The sequence below is a fragment of the Pseudomonas sp. CDFA 610 genome (genome assembly GCF_021147865.1).
GTDB lineage: Bacteria > Pseudomonadota > Gammaproteobacteria > Pseudomonadales > Pseudomonadaceae > Aquipseudomonas > Aquipseudomonas alliivorans.
The window spans coordinates 221,679-238,865 of sequence record NZ_JAGTPM010000001.1; the positions used below are offsets into that span (position 1 = coordinate 221,679).

A 17,187-nucleotide genomic window follows, 5' to 3' on the forward strand; every position below is an offset into this window, starting at 1 on the left:
GAGTTTGTTCAGTCAGCCAAGCAGGTGCTGGGCGATATACCTTGATATCTGGACCACTGACGTCTTGCCTGTGAATTCGAACTTCACCTTGCCGATCGCCGAGTAATAGATTTCCAGTTCCGAGTCCAGGTCGAATGTCCCCGACGTTTCCACCGACCAGGCGACGATGTTCTTGTAGGGCAGAGACGTGAAGTCTTTTTTGCTGCCTGTCAGTCCCTGAACGTTGACCGAGATGATGCGTTTGGTGGTAAAGACGACGCCGTCGCGCATGGACTTGTAGGAGTCGATGACTGTTTCGCCGTCCAGCAGCAGATCCTTCACACGGTCTGCGTACTCGTCATTCTGTTTGAGTTTGAAAAAACCTTTGTTGTTGAAGTCGATCATTTTCTATCCTTGAACCGTTAACGAAGGAAGCGGAGCGCGTCTATGCCGGGCATTGCCGCGTGCAGAGTAGCATCTGGCCACTTTTCCGGTCAGTCGCCCGACCAGGAGCATTGCTCCAGTCTGACTTGACGGCAATGGAACGTTAACGCCTGTTCAGGCTCAATTTCTGTGACGCTCTGATTCCCGGAACGCCTACGGAGGTGTGATTTTGAACATTCAAGACCTGTCCAGCGACATCAAGGCTGGCAAGATCAGTGAACTCAATCTGGTGTCGATGGAAGGCGGTTCCTACGTGCTTCACGCACTTGTGCAAGGCAAGTCAGTGCCGGTTCAGGATTCACACGGCAAGCCTTTGCATCTGGCTTCGGTGGAGGAAGCACGCAAGGTGCTGTCGTCGGTACCGGACGTACAGCTGTTTCTGAGCCAGGGCGTGGCTCACGACGAGATGGTCGGCCTGGACGACGTGCAGGTCGAATCGTCCCGGCATGAGATTCCGTTGCGCTCGAGCCTTTGATATACAGCGTTCACCTGTCCGAATGAATGGAACACCGCTCTGCACGTCAGAGCGGTAAGTCGATACTGCCGGTTGAGGTTTTGACGGCAGTTCACTCCTCAGGAGCAGTCATGTCTTTCCAGAAACTACCCCGAATCCTGATCACCAATGACGATGGCATCGATGCCCCGGGTTTGCTGGCGCTTGAAGAAGTGGCCCGCGAACTGGCCGATGAGGTCTGGATCGTCGCCCCTGATCATGACCAGAGCGGCATCTCGCACGCGTTGAGCATTCACCATCCATTGCGCCTGACCACGCGTGGCGATCATAAGTTTTCGGTTTCGGGTACGCCCGCAGACTGTGTCGCCATGGCCTTGCAACAGTTGATGAGTCAGCCGCCCACGTTGATCCTGTCCGGCATCAACAAAGGCGCGAACCTGGGCGTTGAGACGGTGTTTTCCGGTACGGTCGGCGCAGCCATGGCCGGGCTGTTACTGGGCGTGCCTTCGATTGCCCTGAGTCAGGCCCTGACGCGCCGTGACTCGGTGCGCTGGGATACGGCACGGCAACTGGCACCGGATGTGATTCGCAAGGTCTGGGGGCTGGGGTGGGAGCAGGGCGCCTGCCTGAACATCAATTTCCCGGATGTTCCCGCAGCGGAAGCTGGCCCGATGCAGTTCACCACCCAGGGTGCCGGTCGCATCGATGCGCTGGAAATCACTTCACGCACCGATATGCGTGAGCGCGACTATTTCTGGCTGAGCATCCATCGACACGATCTGGCGGACGCGCCCGGCAGCGAAACCCATGTGGTCATGAATGGCGGTATTTCCGTTACACCGCTGCGTTTCGAACGTACCGACACGGCAATGCTGGACCAGTTGAAAACGCGTCACGCGAGCTGAGGCATCCTTTCAGGACTGGCGTATCACGGCGATACATTTGATCTCCAGCAGCAAGCCGGGGTGCGCCAGTTCAGCAACGCCTATGCAGGTCCAGGCGCATTGTCCGCGTGGAAACAAGCGGTTCTTGACGTCGCGAAAGACCGGCATGTGCTCGCTCATCGACACGTGATAGGTCGTCATGTCGACGATGTCGTCGAACGTGCAGCCAGCCTCGGCCAGTACCGTGCGCAGGTTTTCCCAGCAGGCGATGAATTGCGCTTCAGGGTTCAGGATCACTTCCATATCGCGTGTGCGCCCGACCTGTCCCGAGCAGTAGAGCGTATGGCCGACCCTGACCGCAGGCGCATAGCCGGCGCGGTCCATGATCAGTTCCATGGTGGGAGGGACAATGATTTCGCGGTCTGACATGTGGCTACACCTGGCTATGCAGTTTTGAATTGATTCTTTGCAGCGAATACCTGCCTGACGGTCTTACGCCTTGCTGGCAGGTTTCGCGGCGCGGCGCGGTTTTTTCACCGCCGTGCCGGTTGCTTTCTCGGCGCCTGCGGCCTTGCGCGGGCTGGCCTTGCGTTTTTTCTTCCACGGCGGCTTCACGCCTGCCGGGCTCGCAGGCCCGCTGATGGACATGCGCATGCCGACGCATCGGCTCACGTGTTTGCTCATCCAGGCGGCCTGCCGGGTAACGAACTCCTCAAGGCTCATCTCGCCGCTCTGCACCATGTCCAGCGCCTGTTCCCAGATAGCGGTGGTGCCAGGGTCGGCGATGGCGCGCGGGACGGCGTCGATCAGGCCGAATGCCGCCGGTGTTGCGCACAGCGCCTTGCCCTGTTTGGTCAGATACCCGCGGTCCAGCAGGCCCTGAATGATGCCGGCCCGCGTCGCCTCGGTGCCGATCCCGGTGGTGTCCTTGAGCTTTTGCTTGAGCAGCGGATCTTCCACCAGTTTCGCGACGTTTTTCATCGCCTTGATCAGATCGCCCTCGGTGAACGGTTTGGGCGGCTGGGTCCAAAGGTCCTTGAGCATGACATCGGCGACGGCGCACTCACAGCCCTGGATCAATCTGGGCAGTGGCTGCGGCGCAGGGGCTTCGCGACCTTTTGGCGGGGTCAGTGCCTCGGGCATGGCACGCTTCCAGCCCGGTTCGACGACCTGTTTGCCGACGGCGCGCAAGGCGTGTCCCGCGCAGTCGAAGTCGGCCTGGGTGCGGTCGTATTCGTGGTTGGGCAGAAACTGCGCCAGATAGCGGGCTCTGATCAGCGTGTAGACCGCTTTCGGTTTGCCGGTCAGACGCTCGATGCCTCGGGCCGCGGCGGTGGGGATGATGCCGTGGTGGGCGCTGACCTTTGCATCGTTCCATGCCCGTGAGCGGCGTTGCGCGTCAAGGTGCGGCATCAGCTCGCCAAGCGCCGGGTCGGCTTTGCCCAGCGCCGCAATGATGCTCGCCGCTTCGCCGTGCTGGCTGTTGGGCAGGTAGCCGCAATCGCTGCGCGGGTAGGTGATGACCTTGTGGGTTTCGTACAGGGACTGGGCGATGTCGAGGGTTTCCTGTGCGCCAAGGCCCAGCTTCTTCGAGCAGATTTCCTGAAGCGTGCCGAGATCGAAGGGCAGGGGCGCCGCTTCACGAATCCGCTCGGTGCGCAGCTTGACCAGTCGGGCGCTGTTCGTCCCGCGAATATCCTCTGCTGCCTGTTGCGCCAGCGGCTGATTCAGGCAGCGGTCCTGATCATCACAAGCGTCCGACGGTGCCCGCCATTGGGCGATGAACGCCTGATGCTCATGGAGCAGCTTCACATCGATGGCCCAGTAAGGCACAGGGACAAAATTGGCAATGCTGCGGTCGCGGTCCACGACCAGTCGAAGTGTCGGGGTCTGTACGCGTCCGACCGGCAGCACGCCCTGATAGCCCGATTGTCTGCCCAGGAGGGTAAACAGGCGGCTCATGTTCATGCCGATCAGCCAGTCGGCGCGGGAGCGGCCCAATGCCGAGTGGTACAGGCTGAAAGTATCAGTACCGGGCTTGAGCGTGGCCAGCGCCTTGCGGATCGAGGCGTCGTCCAGAGCGGACAGCCACAGGCGCTGGATCGGCCCGCGATAACGGCAATGTTCGACCAGCTCCCGGGCAATCATTTCGCCCTCGCGGTCGGCATCCGTGGCAATCACCAGTTCTTTTGCTTCGCCCAACAGACGTTTGACCGCCTTGAACTGGCTGGCGGTTCTGGGTTTGACCAGCATCTTCCATTGCTGCGGAACGATGGGCAGGTCTTCCAGCACCCACCGCTTGTAACGGGCATCGTAGGCATCCGGCGGTGCAGTTTCCAGCAAATGGCCAATGCACCAGGTCACCGTGGCATTGGCACCCACCCAGCAGCCGTCCCCACGCCGCGTTGCGCCGAGCACAGCCGCGATGTCTTTGGCCTGAGAGGGTTTTTCGCAAAGGAACAGCCGCATGACTACCGTCTTCGATTACCGGTGGTGAAGGCTGCAAGGATGAACGTCGAATCGGCGATGAGCAAGTTTTATCTGTATGGATATACAGATAAACGTCCTGAGAGGTCATAGACGTCTGATCAGCAGCAGGGCGCGCGGAGCGCCCTGAGCTGCATGCCCGCGTCCCGGCGACGCATCTGGAGTAAAGCGTGATTCTGTCTGCCAACGATCCCCGCCGCTAAACCGCGATCTCCACCTGATCACCATTCAACCGCACCGGCCAGACCTCCAGTCGCTGCTCCGGATACTCCAGGCAGGAGCCGTCATGCAGGCGGAAGTGCTGTTTGTAGAGTGGCGAGGCGATCACCAGGTCTCCGGCGATCTGGCCAATCAGCCCGCGCCCGATCACGTTGGCTCCAGACTTGGGGTCGCGGTTGTCGATGGCATAGAGCTTCTCGCCGTCCGCCGTATTCGGCACATAGAACAGCGCTACCTGCGTACCGTCTAGCCAGGCCACCACACCTGAGTTGGCGACCAGATCCTGCCGACCGCACAGGGCGTGCCAGTGCAGGTGCAGCGCGGAATGAGTGTTTTCTGGGAAGGCTGTATCGGGCGAGTTCATCAAACCACCTCCTTGAACAATGGGATCAGTGTGAGTTCTTCAGGTTTTGCAGGACGACGCTGAGCGCGTTCCTTGACGAAATGCACGTCCGGATCGCCACGGCCGTCGTTGACGAAGGTGCGGAAGCGCTTGAGTTTTTCCGGATCCTTCAGGGCGTTGGCCCATTCGCATTCATAGCGGTCAACCACCAGCTGCATCTGCGACTCAAGCTCCGCCGCCAGCCCGAGGCTGTCGTCGAGGATCACGGACTTCAAGTAATCCAGCCCGCCTTCCAGCGATTCGCGCCACACCGATGTGCGCTGCAGCTTGTCGGCGGTGCGGATGTAGAGCATCAGGAACCGGTCGATGTAGCGGATCAGGGTTTCGTCATCCAGATCGGTGGCGAACAGTTCTGCGTGACGTGGGCGCATGCCGCCGTTGCCGCACAGGTACAGGTTCCAGCCGTTCTCGGTGGCAATCACGCCGACGTCCTTGCTCTGCGCCTCGGCGCATTCACGGGTGCAGCCGGAGACCGCGAACTTGAGCTTGTGCGGTGAGCGCAGACCCTTGTAGCGATCCTCGATTCGCAGTGCCATGGCGACGCTGTCCTGGACGCCATAGCGGCACCAGGTGCTGCCGACACACGACTTGACGGTGCGGGTGGATTTGCCGTACGCGTGACCGGTTTCGAAGCCGGCTTCGATCAGTTCACTCCAGATGTCCGGCAGCTCATGCAGTTGCGCGCCGAACAGGTCAATGCGCTGGCCGCCGGTAATCTTGGTGTATAGGTCATACTTCTTGGCCACCGCGCCGATGGCGATCAGGCCGTCGGGCGTGATTTCGCCGCCTGGAATACGCGGCACCACCGAGTAGGTGCCGTTCTTCTGCATGTTGGCCATGAACGTGTCATTGGTGTCCTGCAGTGGCACCAGTGAGGGCTCGGTAATCGGCCGGTTCCAGCACGAGGCGAGAATCGAGCCTACCGCAGGCTTGCAGATGTCGCAGCCATGAGCGCCTTTGCCATGACGGCTCAACAGCTCTTCGAAGGATTCGATCCCTTCGACGCGCACCATCGAATACAGCTCCTGACGGGTGTAGGCGAAATGTTCGCAGAGGCTTTTGTCGACGGCGACACCACGGGCAATCAGTTCGTGTTCGAACACTTGCTTGAGCAGCGCTGTACAGCCACCGCAGCCGGTCGCGGCCTTTGTGCAGGCCTTGACCCCGGCAAGGTCGGTGCAGCCGTTGTCGATGGCCGAGCAGATCGAACCCTTGCTGACGTTGTGGCATGAGCAGATCGTCGCTGTGGCGGGCAGGGCGTCGGCACCCAGCGTCGGCGCGCCTTCGCTGTGTGGCAGGATCAGGCTCGACGGATCGGCGGGCAGAGTGATGCCGTTCTGCGCGTATTGCAGCAGGGTGTCGTAATAACTGTTGTCGCCGACCAGCACCGCGCCCAGTACCTGTTTGCCATCAGCCGACACCACCAAACGGCGATAACTGGCGGTGGCTTCGTCGATGTAGCGATAGCTGACCGCGCCCGCCAGCGCGCCGTGAGCATCGCCGATCGAGCCGACGTCCACGCCCAGCAACTTGAGTTTGGTGGACATGTCGGCACCGAAGAACGGTTCGGTGTCCTTGTCGCATAACTGCGCCGCGACGCCACGGGCCATCTGATAGCCGGGTGCGACCAGACCGAACACGCTGCCGTTCCAGGCCGCACATTCGCCGATGGCATAGATGTCTTCATCGCTGGTGCGGCAGTGTTCGTCAATCGCGATGCCGCCACGAGGGCCGAGTTCGAGTTCGCACTGGCGGGCGAGGGCATCCTGCGGACGGATACCGGCGGAGAATACGATCAGGTCGGTTTCGAGAAATTCGTCATTGGCGAAGTTCATGCGGTAGCGGTACTGCTTGCCGTCGCTGATTGACTGAGTGGCACGTGACAGGTGAACACCCACGCCGAGCGCTTCGATCCGGGCCTTCAAAGCAGCGCCGCCCAGTTCGTCGAGCTGGACGGGCATCAGGCGTGGTGCGAACTCCACGACATGGGCTTCAAGGCCCAGGGATTTCAGGGCGTTTGCGGCTTCCAGCCCCAGCAGGCCGCCACCGACCACCACGCCACGACGGGCTTTCGAGGCCGCGTAACGGATGCTGTCCAGGTCTTCCAGCGTGCGGTACACCAGCTTCGAATTGCCCTGCGCGCCTTCGATGGGCGGTACGAACGGGTAAGAGCCGGTCGCCAGAACCAGCTTGTCGTAGCTGAAGCAGCCTTCAGCGGTGATGATTTCGCGGCGGTCGCGGTCGATTTCCAGCACCGGCACGCCCAAGTGCAGGGTCAGGCCAGCCTGTTCGTAAAGCGCCATTTCGCTCATGGCCAGTGACTCGGCATCGCGTCCGGTGAAGTACTCGGACAGGTGCACACGGTCGTAGGCACGCTGCGCCTCTTCACCGAACACATGAATGCGATAGCGCTCAAGCGCGCCGCCTGCGATCAATTGCTCGACGCAATGATGACCGACCATGCCATTGCCGACGACGATCAGGGTTTTTACATCGTTGTGGGGGAAGACTGTGGTGTTCATGGCTAATCCCGGCCGAGGCCAATCAGGTTTTTTGAAGCAAAAAAAAAGCGCCCGGAACCTTTCGGTTCCAGGCGCCTTTGCCTGTTCTCTTATGGGTGTTCAAGGGTGCGGATCGAGCCACGTTGCCGGATGCACCTGATAGCCCTGTGGTCTCTGTGAGACTGGCGATCTGCGTCGATCAACCGGGGCGGCCCGACCACATTGAAGGCGGGGTTGTCTGGAATAATGCAGGGGTTGTGCCAGCTTGGCGTCGATCGTTGATGAGTGACCCCGAGCCTCGTGTTTCCGGGTGTCTGGCGCGACAGCAGGGATCCGGAGCGTGTGTCAGGGTGGCTTGGCAGGCTGCATTGCAATGGTGCGCAGCGGGCGGGTTGCGCTGTAAAGGTGTGCATGGAGGAGGATGGTCGGGGGGGTATAGAGCGTCGCTGGATCTATTCCCACGCGGAGCGATGGGCACGATCCTTACCCAAAAGACGCGATCAAGAGGTCTGCACGTTCGCCGCTCCCCTGAAGCTGGCGCATCATTTGTATTACCCTGCGCCTTCATTCACAAGATCCGTTGCCATGACCTTTACTATCCAGGAAGTCACCCGCGCCGAAATCCCTGAAACCATCGACTTCGCCATGCGTGCCCGGGCCGAGGTTTTCCCCATGCTCGATGCCACCGTGTTCCCTGCCGACCTGGCAGCTTTCGAACAGGTGTACCTGAACGGCAGCAGAGGCAAATTCCTGACTGCACGTCACGACGGGAAGATCATTGCTGCTGTCGGCTATCTGCCATTCGATCATCGCTTCCCACAACTGGACTATACCGGTCGCGATACGGTGGAGATCGTGCGCCTTTACGTCATGCCTCAGTTCCGAGGGGACGGGCTGGCCAGTCGCTTGTGTGAGGCGCTGTGGGCGCACGCCGAAGCCAGCGGGATAGAGGTTTTGTACCTGCACACCCATCCATTTTTGCCCGGCGCGATCCGCTTTTGGGAAAAACAGGGTTTCGCCGTGACAGACGTAGAAACCGACCCGGTGTGGAAAACCACGCATATGGAGTGCGTGCCTGACAGGCGGCACCGGAGTTCAGAGGGCAAGTAAGCGCCTGCCCTCAGGACGTGATTGACGTCAGCGCGGAGCGCGCTGGCGTGCGGTTTTCATCAGGTCTTCAGGCGTGATATGGCCGACGACCGCCTTGGCCGCAGCACTGCCCGGCAGCGGCAGGTCCAGAATGTGGCCTTTCATCTTGCCCACCACGTGCATTTCACACGGCTTGCAATCGAACTTCAGGGTCAGCACTTCGTCACCCTGAATCAGTTGCATCGGTGCGACCTTGGTGCGCACGCCGGTCACGCCCTTGGCCTGTTTCGGGCACAGGTTGAACGAGAAACGCAGGCAGTGCTTGGTGATCATGACCGGCACTTCGCCGGTTTCTTCGTGCGCTTCATAAGCCGCATCGATCAGTTGCACACCATGGCGGTGGTAGAAATCACGCGCTTTCTGGTTATAGACGTTGGCCAGAAACGACAGGTGCGACTCAGGGTAAACCGGAGGTGGCGTGGTTTCAGCCTTGCGTCCGCCCTGTGGATGCGCCTTGACGCGCGCTTCGGTGAGCGCTTCGATGGTGTCGCGGCGCAGGGTCTTGAGCTGGGAGTTGGGCACGAAGAATGCCTGGGGTGCGTCCAGCCTGATGTCCTGGGCGTGATAGATCGTGGTGCCCAGTTGGGACAGCAGATCGCGCAACTGGTCCAGCGCCTGTTCCGGCTTGTTCGCCGCGCCAAACGGACCGTCCAGATGAGTCGTGACGCTGACGCCCTCTTCGCTGGTCGCGGTCAGGTTCAGGCGCTCTTCGCGCAATTCGACCTGCCACTGAATGCCGATCCGGCGTTCGGCCGAGGTCTTCAGCAAGGCCTGTTGCCAGTTATGGTCCAGGTTACGGCTCAGCGGATGATTCGGACGCAGACGGGAGAGGGCGGCCGGCATTTCGTTGGGCTCGACGCGATAGCGCCAGCGTTTCTCACCGTCTTCCTCGAATTCGCCTTTGAGCTCCGCGACGTTGGCGCGGAAACCCACCACTTCACGTTTGATCAGCACGTTCAGCCCGTCGCCGTTGGACAGCGGCTCGTGAGTGACCGCGATCAGGTCGCGCTTGCCCAGTTTCTCCACGCTGCCGACCAGCAGGCCGGTGAAGGTCGGCGTGTCGAACGCACCAATGTCGATCTTGCGGTCGCTGACGAAGTAATCGGTGCTGCCGCGGTTGAAGGTCTTTTCCGGGTCAGGCACGAAGAAGTGTGCGGTACGGCCGCTGGAGGCACGCGCCAGATCCGGGCGGTCCTCCAGAATGTCGTCCAGACGCTGGCGGTAGTACGCGGTGATGTTCTTGACGTAGCCCGCATCCTTGTAACGGCCCTCGATCTTGAACGAGCGCACGCCCGCTTCAACCAGCGCGCGCAGGTTGGCGCTCTGGTTGTTGTCTTTCATCGACAGCAGGTGCTTTTCGAAGGCCACGACGCGACCCTGATCATCCTTGAGGGTGTAGGGCAGACGGCAGGCCTGGGAGCAGTCGCCGCGGTTGGCGCTGCGGCCGTTCTGTGCGTGGGAGATGTTGCACTGCCCGGAGAACGCCACGCACAACGCGCCGTGAATGAAGAACTCGATGGCCGCGTCGGTTTCGTCGGCGATCTCGCGGATTTCCTGCAGGTTCAGCTCACGAGCCAATACCAGCTGCGAGAAACCTGCCTGATCGAGAAACTTCGCCCGACCCAGAGTACGGATGTCGGTCTGGGTGCTGGCATGCAGCTCGATGGGCGGAATGTCCATGTCCAGAACGCCGAGGTCCTGCACGATCAGCGCATCCACGCCTGCATCGTAGAGCTGGTGGATCAGCGTGCGGGCCGGTTCCAGCTCGTCGTCATGCAGGATGGTGTTGATGGTGGTGAAGATGCGCGCGTGGTAGCGATGGGCGAATTTCACCAGTTCGGCGATATCGCTGACCTCGTTGCAGGCGTTGTGTCGTGCGCCGAAGCTTGGCCCGCCAATGTACACCGCGTCGGCGCCATGCAGGATGGCTTCACGGGCGATGCTCGTGTCCCGTGCGGGGCTGAGCAATTCCAGATGGTGTTTGGGTAGGGACATGGCTACGGCATCCGACGGCGGGCAAAGCGCGCATTGTAGTGCCATGGGCCGCGCTGCGCACCTGCGCTGATCGCTGCGGCGGCATTTACTGACTGTCGGTGGGGTTGAGAAGGGGGCTTCAGGGCGAGCGCAGACGCAGAATCCGTGAGCCATCGAACGGGTCGGTCAGCCAGCGGCCGATCACACCGAAGGTGTCCAGCAGCCGCTCGGGCGTCAGCACCTCGGCGGGTGCGCCCAGTGCGACCATGCGGCCTTTTTCCATTACGGCCACCCGGTCACAGTCCAATGCCTGATTCAAATCATGCAGGGCGATGACCGTGGTGACCGGCAACGCCTTGACCAGACCGAGAATGGTCAACTGATGCTGGATATCCAGGTGATTGGTCGGCTCGTCCAGCAACAGGATTCCCGGCCTCTGTGCCAGCGCCCGGGCGATATGCACCCGTTGCCGTTCGCCGCCCGACAAGGTATGCCAGGCGCGCTTGATGAAGGGCAGCATGTCCACGTCCACCAGCGCCTGACGAACGATCCGGTCATCGTTGTCACTCCAGGGCGCCAGCGCCGACAGCCAGGGCGTGCGGCCCAGTTCCACGGCGTCCAGTACAGTGATCGCGTCACTTGTTTCGGCCTGTTGCTCGACCACCGCCAGCGCCCGGGCGACGTCGCGCCGGTTCAGGCTCGACAGAGGACGTTCGCCGATGGTTACCTGACCGCTGGACGGCTTGTGGATGCCGGACAGCAATTTGAGCAGCGTCGATTTGCCAGAGCCATTCGGGCCCACAATACCCAGTGTCTCGCCTTGGGCGATGCTCAGGTCCACGTCGCGCAGCAGGGTCGCGCCGCGAACCGAATAGCCCAGTCCTGTGCAACCGAGCACCGAGGTAGCGACATCGGGACTGAAGGCGCTCATCGTGTCCTGTTCCCCTGAATGAGGATCAATGCAAACACAGGTGCGCCGATCAGGGCGGTGATCACCCCGATCGGCAGCGCCTGGCCTTTGATCAGCGTGCGCGAAAGAATGTCGGCCGCGATCAGGAATAGTGCACCGCTCAAGGCGCTCAGCGGCACCAGCCGGGCATGGCGTACGCCGGTGAGCATTCTTACCGCATGCGGAATCACCAGACCGACGAAACCGATGGACCCTACAATCGAGACCATCACCGCTGTCACCAGCGCCGCAGTGGCGATCAACACGATCTGCACCCGTCGCACGGCGATGCCGAGTGAAGCAGCGGAGTCGCTGCCAAAGGTGAACGCATCCAGCGCGCGACGATGCCAAAGGCACACCAGCATACCGAACAGAGCTGCGGGCACAGCCATCCACACCGAGGGCCAGCGTACGCCACTCAGATTGCCCAGCAACCAGAACATGATGCCGCGTGCCTGTTCGGAGCTGGCCGACTTGGTGATCAGGAACGAGGTCAGCGCGTTGAACAGTTGCGAGCCGGCAATACCCGCCAGAATGATTTGCCCGGCGGCCGTGTTGCCCCTCGATGAGTGGGCGAGCAGAGCGACCAGAGAGAACGCCACCAGCGCGCCGACGAAAGCGCCTGCCGACATGGAAATGACCCCGGCACCGAAACCCAGAATCGCCACCATGACTGCGCCGGTCGAGGCGCCGGCTGAAATGCCCAGCAGATAAGGATCGGCCAGCGGGTTGCGTAACAGCGACTGCAGCACCACGCCACAAATAGCCAGCCCCGAACCGCAGGCAGCGGCTACGATGGCGCGGGTCAGGCGGTAATTCCAGACAATGCCTTCATCGATGGGATCAAGCACATAGCCCGCCGCCCACAGCTTGTTGGCCAGTACCTGAAACACCACCTGCAGACTGATCGAGGTTTCGCCAATCGCGGCGCCGAGGATGATGGCCAGCACCAGCACCGCCGAGACCCAGATCACATGGCCGAGTGCGACAGGCAATCTCATTGAGTGGCATTGAAACGGTTGGCGGCAGCGGACAGCTCTTCGATGCCGGTGAACAGACGCAGGCTGGCCTGCATGCCTTCTGCGTCGATGATCACGATGCGGTCGTGCTTCACAGCGTCCATGTTGCGGGTCACCGGGTCAGACTTGAGGAATTCGATTTTCTTGCGGTAGTCGTCGGCCGGGAAGCGGCGGCGGTCCATGCGGGCGATCACCAGAATGCTCGGGTTGGCCTTGGCGATGGTTTCCCAGCCAACGGTCGGCCATTCTTCATCGGACTGGACGATGTTGCGCATCCCCAGATTATTGAGCATGAAGTCCGGAATACCCTTGCGGCCCGCGACGAAAGGATCGGCTTTCAGATCGGAGCTTGAGAACCAGAACACCGCCGACACGTCCTTGGCATGGTTCTGCTGGACATTGGCCACAGCAGCGCTCAGGCGGGCCTTGAGGTCGGCGACCAGCTTGTCGCCACGATCCTGCACATCAAAGATCTGCGCCAGTTGCTCGATGCTCTTGTAGATGGTCTCGATGCGGAACGCTTCGAGGCGCGTGCCGTCGGCGCCGACCAGATTGTCTTTGCCTTCGCAGTCAGACGGCATCAGGTAGGTCGGAATCTTCAGTTCGTGGAACTGCTCCCGCGTGCCGACTGCACCTTGCTTGCCGACCATCCATTCCAGTTGCACGGCAACCAGTTCGGGGCGTTTGCCGATCACGGCCTCAAAGCTGGGTTCGTTGTTGGCCAGACGCTCGACCTTGTCGTTCTGTTCCTTGAAGCGCGGCAGTACATCGTTGAACCACAGGGAGGTACCGACCAGCCTGTTGCCCAGGCCCAATTCGTACAACATCTCGGTGCCCGATTGCCCAATGGTCACGGCCCTGGCTGGCGCATGAGCGAAGGTCAGCGAGTAGCCGCAGTTTTCAATAGTCAGCGGATAGTGGGTCGGTGCGGCGAGCGCCAGGCTTGAAAGGGTCAGGCTGGCAGCGAGTGCGACAAGGCGGGGCAGTGACATGGAATGCGACCTCGATTCGAACGTGTGTCAGGGCGCATGCACAACAGGAAAACACATCCCGGTCTGCCGGAAACAGCAGCAACTGGCGCAATAAGGCCATGCGCGGATGTCCTTCCCGGACACCCCGCCGGTTAGTGATTGATTAAGGTCGGCAGGTCTCCTGACTGGCATGTCATCGCCTGGCTCCGGCCTTCCCGGGTATCACCCAGTGGCAGTGGTGGAACTGGCTCAATGCCTACAGTTGCGGGGGCAGTTTCGTTTCGGCTCGTGGCGCGAGGCGGGCGAATTCCCTGTTAGTTCCTCTCGGAAACCGACGGGCGGCATGGTAAACGATAAGGGATGGGCTCGCTACGGCTTTGCACGCAGGCGTTGCAGGCTGTTGAGCAGATGCAGGCGCATGGCGGCCCGGGCGGCGTCGCGATCCTGATGGGCGAGGGCGTCGAAGATCTGTTCCTGCTCACGCTGCTGAATATGAGGATCGTCTTCCATCTGCAACGACGCGATGTTGCCGAAACCACTGCGCGCGCGCGGCAGGATGCTGCTGCCCAACTGGTTCATCACGTCGGTGAAGAAGCTGTTGGCGGTGCACAGGGAAATGCGCCGATGGAATTCGTAATCGGCCTGCAGGGTATCCTGGCCGGTCCGGACGCAGCGGTGCAACTCGTCGAGGGCCTGACGAATGGCGCTCAATTGTTCAGGCGTGCGACGTTGTGCAGCCAGCGCGGCAGCTTCGGGCTCAAGGCTCAGTCGCAGTTCAATGATTGCCACGGCGTCGCCGGGCGTGCCGATGGACAGCTCGTCCGACTGATCGGCCCTGGCCTGGGAGGCGTCGACGACGAAGGTGCCGATGCCATGCCGGGTTTCGACCAGCCCTTCGGCCTGCAGGCGTGACATGGCTTCACGGACAACGGTACGGCTGACCCCGGTTTCCCGAATGATCACCTGCTCGGTGGGCAGCTTTTCGCCGCTCTGGATCTCGCCTTCGCGAATTTTGCGGGCGAATTCGGCGACCAATTGCTGGGTCAGGCTGGAACGGCGGCCTTTCGGGGATGCGGTAGGTTCCATGGCGGGTGATCAGGTCCGTATCGGGGCGCTGAGTATAACCTCACTCAGGGCGTGTTTTGTGCGGGGATCGCAGCCTATACTCGGGTATTCGATAGACATGAGGCTGCAATGTCGGACAACGCGCTTTCCTCGCAAAAGAATCATCGCCGCCTGGCTGAAACCCTGGTCGACCGCTTTGCCCAGCGCATGCGTGACGGTGTGCTTCAGCGTGGCGAAAAGTTGCCTTCGGAGCTTCATATCATGGAAGCCGAGGGCGTCAGCCGCACGGTGGTGCGCGATGCGTTGTCGCGGATGCAGGCGGCGGGGCTGGTCGAAACGCGTCATGGGGTCGGAACCTTTGTGCTTGATATGCCGCCGCCGGAGGGTTTTTCCGTCGGGCCTGCCACCATTGTCACGGTGGCGGACGTGCTGAACCTGCTGGAGTTTCGTCTGAGCCTTGAGGTCGAAGCGGCGGGTCTGGCCGCCCAACGACGCAGTCCTGAGGCATTGCTGGAGCTCAAACGGGCCTTCGACGCGCTGCTGGAAGGCCCGCAGAAGTCCGGAACGACCATCAATGCCGACTTTCAGTTTCACCTCAAGATTGCCAAGGCGTCGGGCAATGCCTACCTGATCGATATCATGAAACACCTCGGCACCAAGCTGATTCCCCGCACCCGCATGAACTCGGCCTACACCGGCCAGAGCGATCGACATGCCTATCTGGCCGGCATCAATGCCGAACACCGACAGATTTACAACGCCATCGCCGAAGGCAATGTCGACGCCGCCCGCTCTGCCATGTACCTGCACCTCAACGGCAGCCGCATGCGCCTGCGCAGAACCCAGGCGCTCTACAGCGACTGACATCGAAGGGACGCTGAGCGTCCCGTTCTGCTGTCATGTACAAATCTTGTAGCCCTCAACGAGCTGTGGGAGGCGGCGTCCCGGCGATGCATTTTCTGATGCGACTTTTCAGTGACTGAACTGACGTCATCGCCGGCAAGCCGCCTTCCACGGGTCATGCGTTCAACGGGATGTCATCGTTCCGGCCTTTTTGCGCTTCAACCCTCAAAGAAAGTTGTACTGCACCCCCACCCGCAACCTCAGTTGGCGCTTGTCGTCCTCGGCGTTGACCTTGATGTCGCCCACTTCGAAAAACGGCACCCAGTTCTTGTCCCATTTGTACTTGAAGGCGGCGTTCTGTTCGTAGTCGGTCTTGTCATTGTCGTAGCGGATATAGTCGGCATCGAAATAGGTGAACTGGTACTCGTATGACCAGGGGCCTTTGGTGGCGTAGTTGACCCAGACGTCGTAGCGGTTGATCGACTGATCGTTCATCTGATTGTCGGGCATGTCCTTGTTGATCTTGTCCCGGTCGAGCTTGATCGAGTCATAGCGATAGCGACCCGAAAGCGTCAGTTGGTCGGTCACTTTGTAGCCGACCTTCAACCCCATTTTGTAAGCCGTGGAGCGCTCGATGCTTTCCAGCGCAAGGGAAGGGGTCAGCAGCCATTTGTCATTGAGCTTGTGCTGATAGCTGACCGTCAGCTCGTGGCCGTTGCCCACGGTGTTGTCGAAGGCAACGTCCTGACGATCACCTGCCGTCTTGTATTTCAGTTCGCCCTCAAAGCCCCAGCCGCTGTCCAGGCGCGTGCCGAACTTGACCCGGTCGGCGTGCATGCGGGTACTTTCTGCGTATTGGTGGCGGTAGTTGATGTAGGCGCTGTCGGCATGGGTCCATGCGCTTGGGAACAGGGCGGCCAGAGAAAGCAATGCGATTGATTTTTTCATTTTTTTATTCTTGTTCGAGTGAGAAAAAAGGTGTTTTGGGCAAATCGCAGGCAGCCGGATCCGATGGCCGGTTCGGCCAGGGATCACGCTGTCAGCCAGGTTTGGTGGTAGGCGGACCTGCAGCGGTCATCCGCTCGGGCGCATGTCCATGTCTCGACTGGCCTGGATCAGCAGTCGTGAGTAGTCGTGCTGCGCCTGATCGTTGCTCAACTGGCTGCTGTCGAGGGTTTCCACGACCTGGCCCTGTTGCATCACTGCAACCCGGTCGCACAGGTGCGCGACCACGCCCAGATCGTGGGTCACCATCAGGTAGGTCAGGCCCTGCTGCTGACGAAGGTCAGCCAGCAGGTTGAGGATTTCAGCCTGCACCGAGACGTCGAGTGCCGACGTCGGTTCATCCAGCAGCAATACGCGCGGCTCCAGAATCAGCGCCCTGGCAATCGCAACGCGCTGGCGCTGGCCGCCGGACAGTTGATGCGGATAACGGAAGCGGAAACTCTCGTTGAGGCCGACGCGGTTAAGCACGTCGCAGACGCGTCGGTCACGCTGATCGATCTTGTGGATGCTCAGCGGTTCCTTGAGGGCCGCGTCAATGGTGTGACGCGGGTGTAACGATGCGTAGGGGTCCTGGAACACCATCTGCACGGTGCGGTAATGGCTGGCGTCGAGCTTGCGGCCGACTTTCTGGCCCGCCACGCTCAAGGCACCGGTCCAGTGGTGATACTGCCCCGCCAGGCAGCGCAGCACGGTGGTCTTGCCCGACCCCGACTCGCCGACCAGCCCGAACGACTGGCCTTGCTCGACCTGCAGGTTGACGTCGCGCAGCACCTGATTCAAAGCAGTGCCCGTGCCGAAGCTCAGGTTCAGTGAGTTGACTTCAATCATTGCCATGGGAGCG

At 60.9% G+C, this 17,187-nt stretch carries 16 protein-coding genes and 1 riboswitch; of the genes, 4 read left to right on the forward strand and 12 right to left on the reverse strand.

Features of this window, described 5'->3' with window-relative positions:
- Positions 1-12: 12 nt before the first annotated feature.
- Positions 13-384: a PH domain-containing protein gene (locus tag KDX39_RS01060; RefSeq protein ID WP_099226598.1), complete on the reverse strand. Its 372-nt coding sequence runs from the start codon at positions 382-384 to the stop codon at positions 13-15.
- A 202-nt stretch (positions 385-586) separates the two neighbouring features.
- On the opposite strand from KDX39_RS01060, the gene KDX39_RS01065 reads away from it, so the two are divergent.
- The gene (locus tag KDX39_RS01065; RefSeq protein ID WP_231658902.1) at positions 587-898 is read left to right on the forward strand and encodes a DUF6482 family protein; all 312 of its coding nucleotides are present in this window, start codon (positions 587-589) and stop codon (positions 896-898) included.
- Between the two features lie 110 nt (positions 899-1,008).
- Positions 1,009-1,782 carry a 5'/3'-nucleotidase SurE gene (gene surE, locus KDX39_RS01070; protein ID WP_231658903.1) on the forward strand — a complete coding sequence of 258 codons (774 nt, stop codon included), beginning with the start codon at positions 1,009-1,011 and terminating at the stop codon, positions 1,780-1,782.
- 9 nt (positions 1,783-1,791) lie between these two features.
- Here the strand turns inward: surE and KDX39_RS01075 are convergent, their stop codons facing one another.
- The 4 genes from KDX39_RS01075 to nirB form a co-directional block, all read right to left on the reverse strand.
- Positions 1,792-2,190 (reverse strand): RidA family protein, encoded by a 399-nt coding sequence (locus tag KDX39_RS01075; RefSeq protein WP_099226601.1) that lies wholly within the window; start codon positions 2,188-2,190, stop codon positions 1,792-1,794.
- A gap of 63 nt (positions 2,191-2,253) precedes the next feature.
- Positions 2,254-4,230, reverse strand: coding sequence for a DNA topoisomerase III (locus KDX39_RS01080; protein ID WP_231658904.1), 1,977 nt, complete (start codon positions 4,228-4,230; stop codon positions 2,254-2,256).
- A 217-nt stretch (positions 4,231-4,447) separates the two neighbouring features.
- A complete protein-coding gene (gene nirD / locus KDX39_RS01085; protein ID WP_231658905.1) occupies positions 4,448-4,831 on the reverse strand; it encodes a nitrite reductase small subunit NirD in 384 nt (127 codons plus the stop codon).
- On the reverse strand, positions 4,831-7,392 hold the full coding sequence (nirB, locus tag KDX39_RS01090) for a nitrite reductase large subunit NirB (protein WP_231658906.1): 2,562 nt from the start codon (positions 7,390-7,392) through the stop codon (positions 4,831-4,833). Before nirB ends, nirD begins: the two co-directional genes overlap by 1 nt.
- A 564-nt stretch (positions 7,393-7,956) precedes the next feature.
- Between nirB and KDX39_RS01095 the strand changes: the two genes are divergently transcribed.
- Positions 7,957-8,481: a GNAT family N-acetyltransferase gene (locus KDX39_RS01095; RefSeq protein WP_184323015.1), complete on the forward strand. Its 525-nt coding sequence runs from the start codon at positions 7,957-7,959 to the stop codon at positions 8,479-8,481.
- Positions 8,482-8,508: 27 nt separating this feature from the next.
- Here the strand turns inward: KDX39_RS01095 and KDX39_RS01100 are convergent, their stop codons facing one another.
- From KDX39_RS01100 to KDX39_RS01120, 5 genes are all read right to left on the reverse strand, one after another.
- Positions 8,509-10,515, reverse strand: a complete 2,007-nt coding sequence (locus KDX39_RS01100) for a peptidase U32 family protein (protein WP_210043395.1) — start codon at positions 10,513-10,515, stop codon at positions 8,509-8,511.
- 118 nt (positions 10,516-10,633) lie between these two features.
- Positions 10,634-11,425, reverse strand: a complete 792-nt coding sequence (locus tag KDX39_RS01105) for an ABC transporter ATP-binding protein (protein WP_231658907.1) — start codon at positions 11,423-11,425, stop codon at positions 10,634-10,636.
- Positions 11,422-12,444, reverse strand: coding sequence for a FecCD family ABC transporter permease (locus KDX39_RS01110; protein WP_231658908.1), 1,023 nt, complete (start codon positions 12,442-12,444; stop codon positions 11,422-11,424). The genes KDX39_RS01105 and KDX39_RS01110 overlap by 4 nt, the downstream gene beginning before the upstream one ends.
- Entirely contained in the window at positions 12,441-13,454 is a 1,014-nt protein-coding gene (locus KDX39_RS01115; protein ID WP_231658909.1) for an ABC transporter substrate-binding protein, read from the reverse strand. The genes KDX39_RS01110 and KDX39_RS01115 overlap by 4 nt, the downstream gene beginning before the upstream one ends.
- Positions 13,455-13,587: 133 nt before the next feature.
- Positions 13,588-13,784: riboswitch (cobalamin riboswitch) on the reverse strand.
- Between the two features lie 18 nt (positions 13,785-13,802).
- Complete coding sequence (locus tag KDX39_RS01120; protein ID WP_210075721.1) at positions 13,803-14,519, reverse strand: FadR/GntR family transcriptional regulator; 717 nt, start codon at positions 14,517-14,519, stop codon at positions 13,803-13,805.
- Positions 14,520-14,627: 108 nt separating this feature from the next.
- Here KDX39_RS01120 and KDX39_RS01125 point away from each other — a divergent pair, with 108 nt between their 5' ends.
- Positions 14,628-15,362, forward strand: a complete 735-nt coding sequence (locus KDX39_RS01125) for a FadR/GntR family transcriptional regulator (RefSeq protein ID WP_099226609.1) — start codon at positions 14,628-14,630, stop codon at positions 15,360-15,362.
- A 204-nt stretch (positions 15,363-15,566) separates the two neighbouring features.
- Here the strand turns inward: KDX39_RS01125 and KDX39_RS01130 are convergent, their stop codons facing one another.
- Both KDX39_RS01130 and KDX39_RS01135 read right to left on the reverse strand, forming a co-directional pair.
- Complete coding sequence (locus tag KDX39_RS01130) at positions 15,567-16,289, reverse strand: oligogalacturonate-specific porin KdgM family protein (protein WP_184323011.1); 723 nt, start codon at positions 16,287-16,289, stop codon at positions 15,567-15,569.
- 126 nt (positions 16,290-16,415) lie between these two features.
- The gene (locus KDX39_RS01135) at positions 16,416-17,180 is read right to left on the reverse strand and encodes an ABC transporter ATP-binding protein (RefSeq protein WP_231658910.1); all 765 of its coding nucleotides are present in this window, start codon (positions 17,178-17,180) and stop codon (positions 16,416-16,418) included.
- Positions 17,181-17,187 lie beyond the last annotated feature (7 nt).

What these genes read in the sequence shown, in the direction of transcription:
- KDX39_RS01060 (WP_099226598.1), bottom strand. Translation starts at nt 384, where the DNA reads ATGATCGACTTCAACAACAAAGGTTTTTTCAAACTCAAACAGAATGAC.
- surE (WP_231658903.1), top strand. Translation starts at nt 1,009, where the DNA reads ATGTCTTTCCAGAAACTACCCCGAATCCTGATCACCAATGACGATGGC.
- KDX39_RS01075 (WP_099226601.1), bottom strand. Translation starts at nt 2,190, where the DNA reads ATGTCAGACCGCGAAATCATTGTCCCTCCCACCATGGAACTGATCATG.
- KDX39_RS01080 (WP_231658904.1), bottom strand. Translation starts at nt 4,230, where the DNA reads ATGCGGCTGTTCCTTTGCGAAAAACCCTCTCAGGCCAAAGACATCGCG.
- nirD (WP_231658905.1), bottom strand. Translation starts at nt 4,831, where the DNA reads ATGAACTCGCCCGATACAGCCTTCCCAGAAAACACTCATTCCGCGCTG.
- nirB (WP_231658906.1), bottom strand. Translation starts at nt 7,392, where the DNA reads ATGAACACCACAGTCTTCCCCCACAACGATGTAAAAACCCTGATCGTC.
- KDX39_RS01095 (WP_184323015.1), top strand. Translation starts at nt 7,957, where the DNA reads ATGACCTTTACTATCCAGGAAGTCACCCGCGCCGAAATCCCTGAAACC.
- KDX39_RS01100 (WP_210043395.1), bottom strand. Translation starts at nt 10,515, where the DNA reads ATGTCCCTACCCAAACACCATCTGGAATTGCTCAGCCCCGCACGGGAC.
- KDX39_RS01105 (WP_231658907.1), bottom strand. Translation starts at nt 11,425, where the DNA reads ATGAGCGCCTTCAGTCCCGATGTCGCTACCTCGGTGCTCGGTTGCACA.
- KDX39_RS01110 (WP_231658908.1), bottom strand. Translation starts at nt 12,444, where the DNA reads ATGAGATTGCCTGTCGCACTCGGCCATGTGATCTGGGTCTCGGCGGTG.
- KDX39_RS01115 (WP_231658909.1), bottom strand. Translation starts at nt 13,454, where the DNA reads ATGTCACTGCCCCGCCTTGTCGCACTCGCTGCCAGCCTGACCCTTTCA.
- KDX39_RS01120 (WP_210075721.1), bottom strand. Translation starts at nt 14,519, where the DNA reads ATGGAACCTACCGCATCCCCGAAAGGCCGCCGTTCCAGCCTGACCCAG.
- KDX39_RS01125 (WP_099226609.1), top strand. Translation starts at nt 14,628, where the DNA reads ATGTCGGACAACGCGCTTTCCTCGCAAAAGAATCATCGCCGCCTGGCT.
- KDX39_RS01130 (WP_184323011.1), bottom strand. Translation starts at nt 16,289, where the DNA reads ATGAAAAAATCAATCGCATTGCTTTCTCTGGCCGCCCTGTTCCCAAGC.
- KDX39_RS01135 (WP_231658910.1), bottom strand. Translation starts at nt 17,180, where the DNA reads ATGGCAATGATTGAAGTCAACTCACTGAACCTGAGCTTCGGCACGGGC.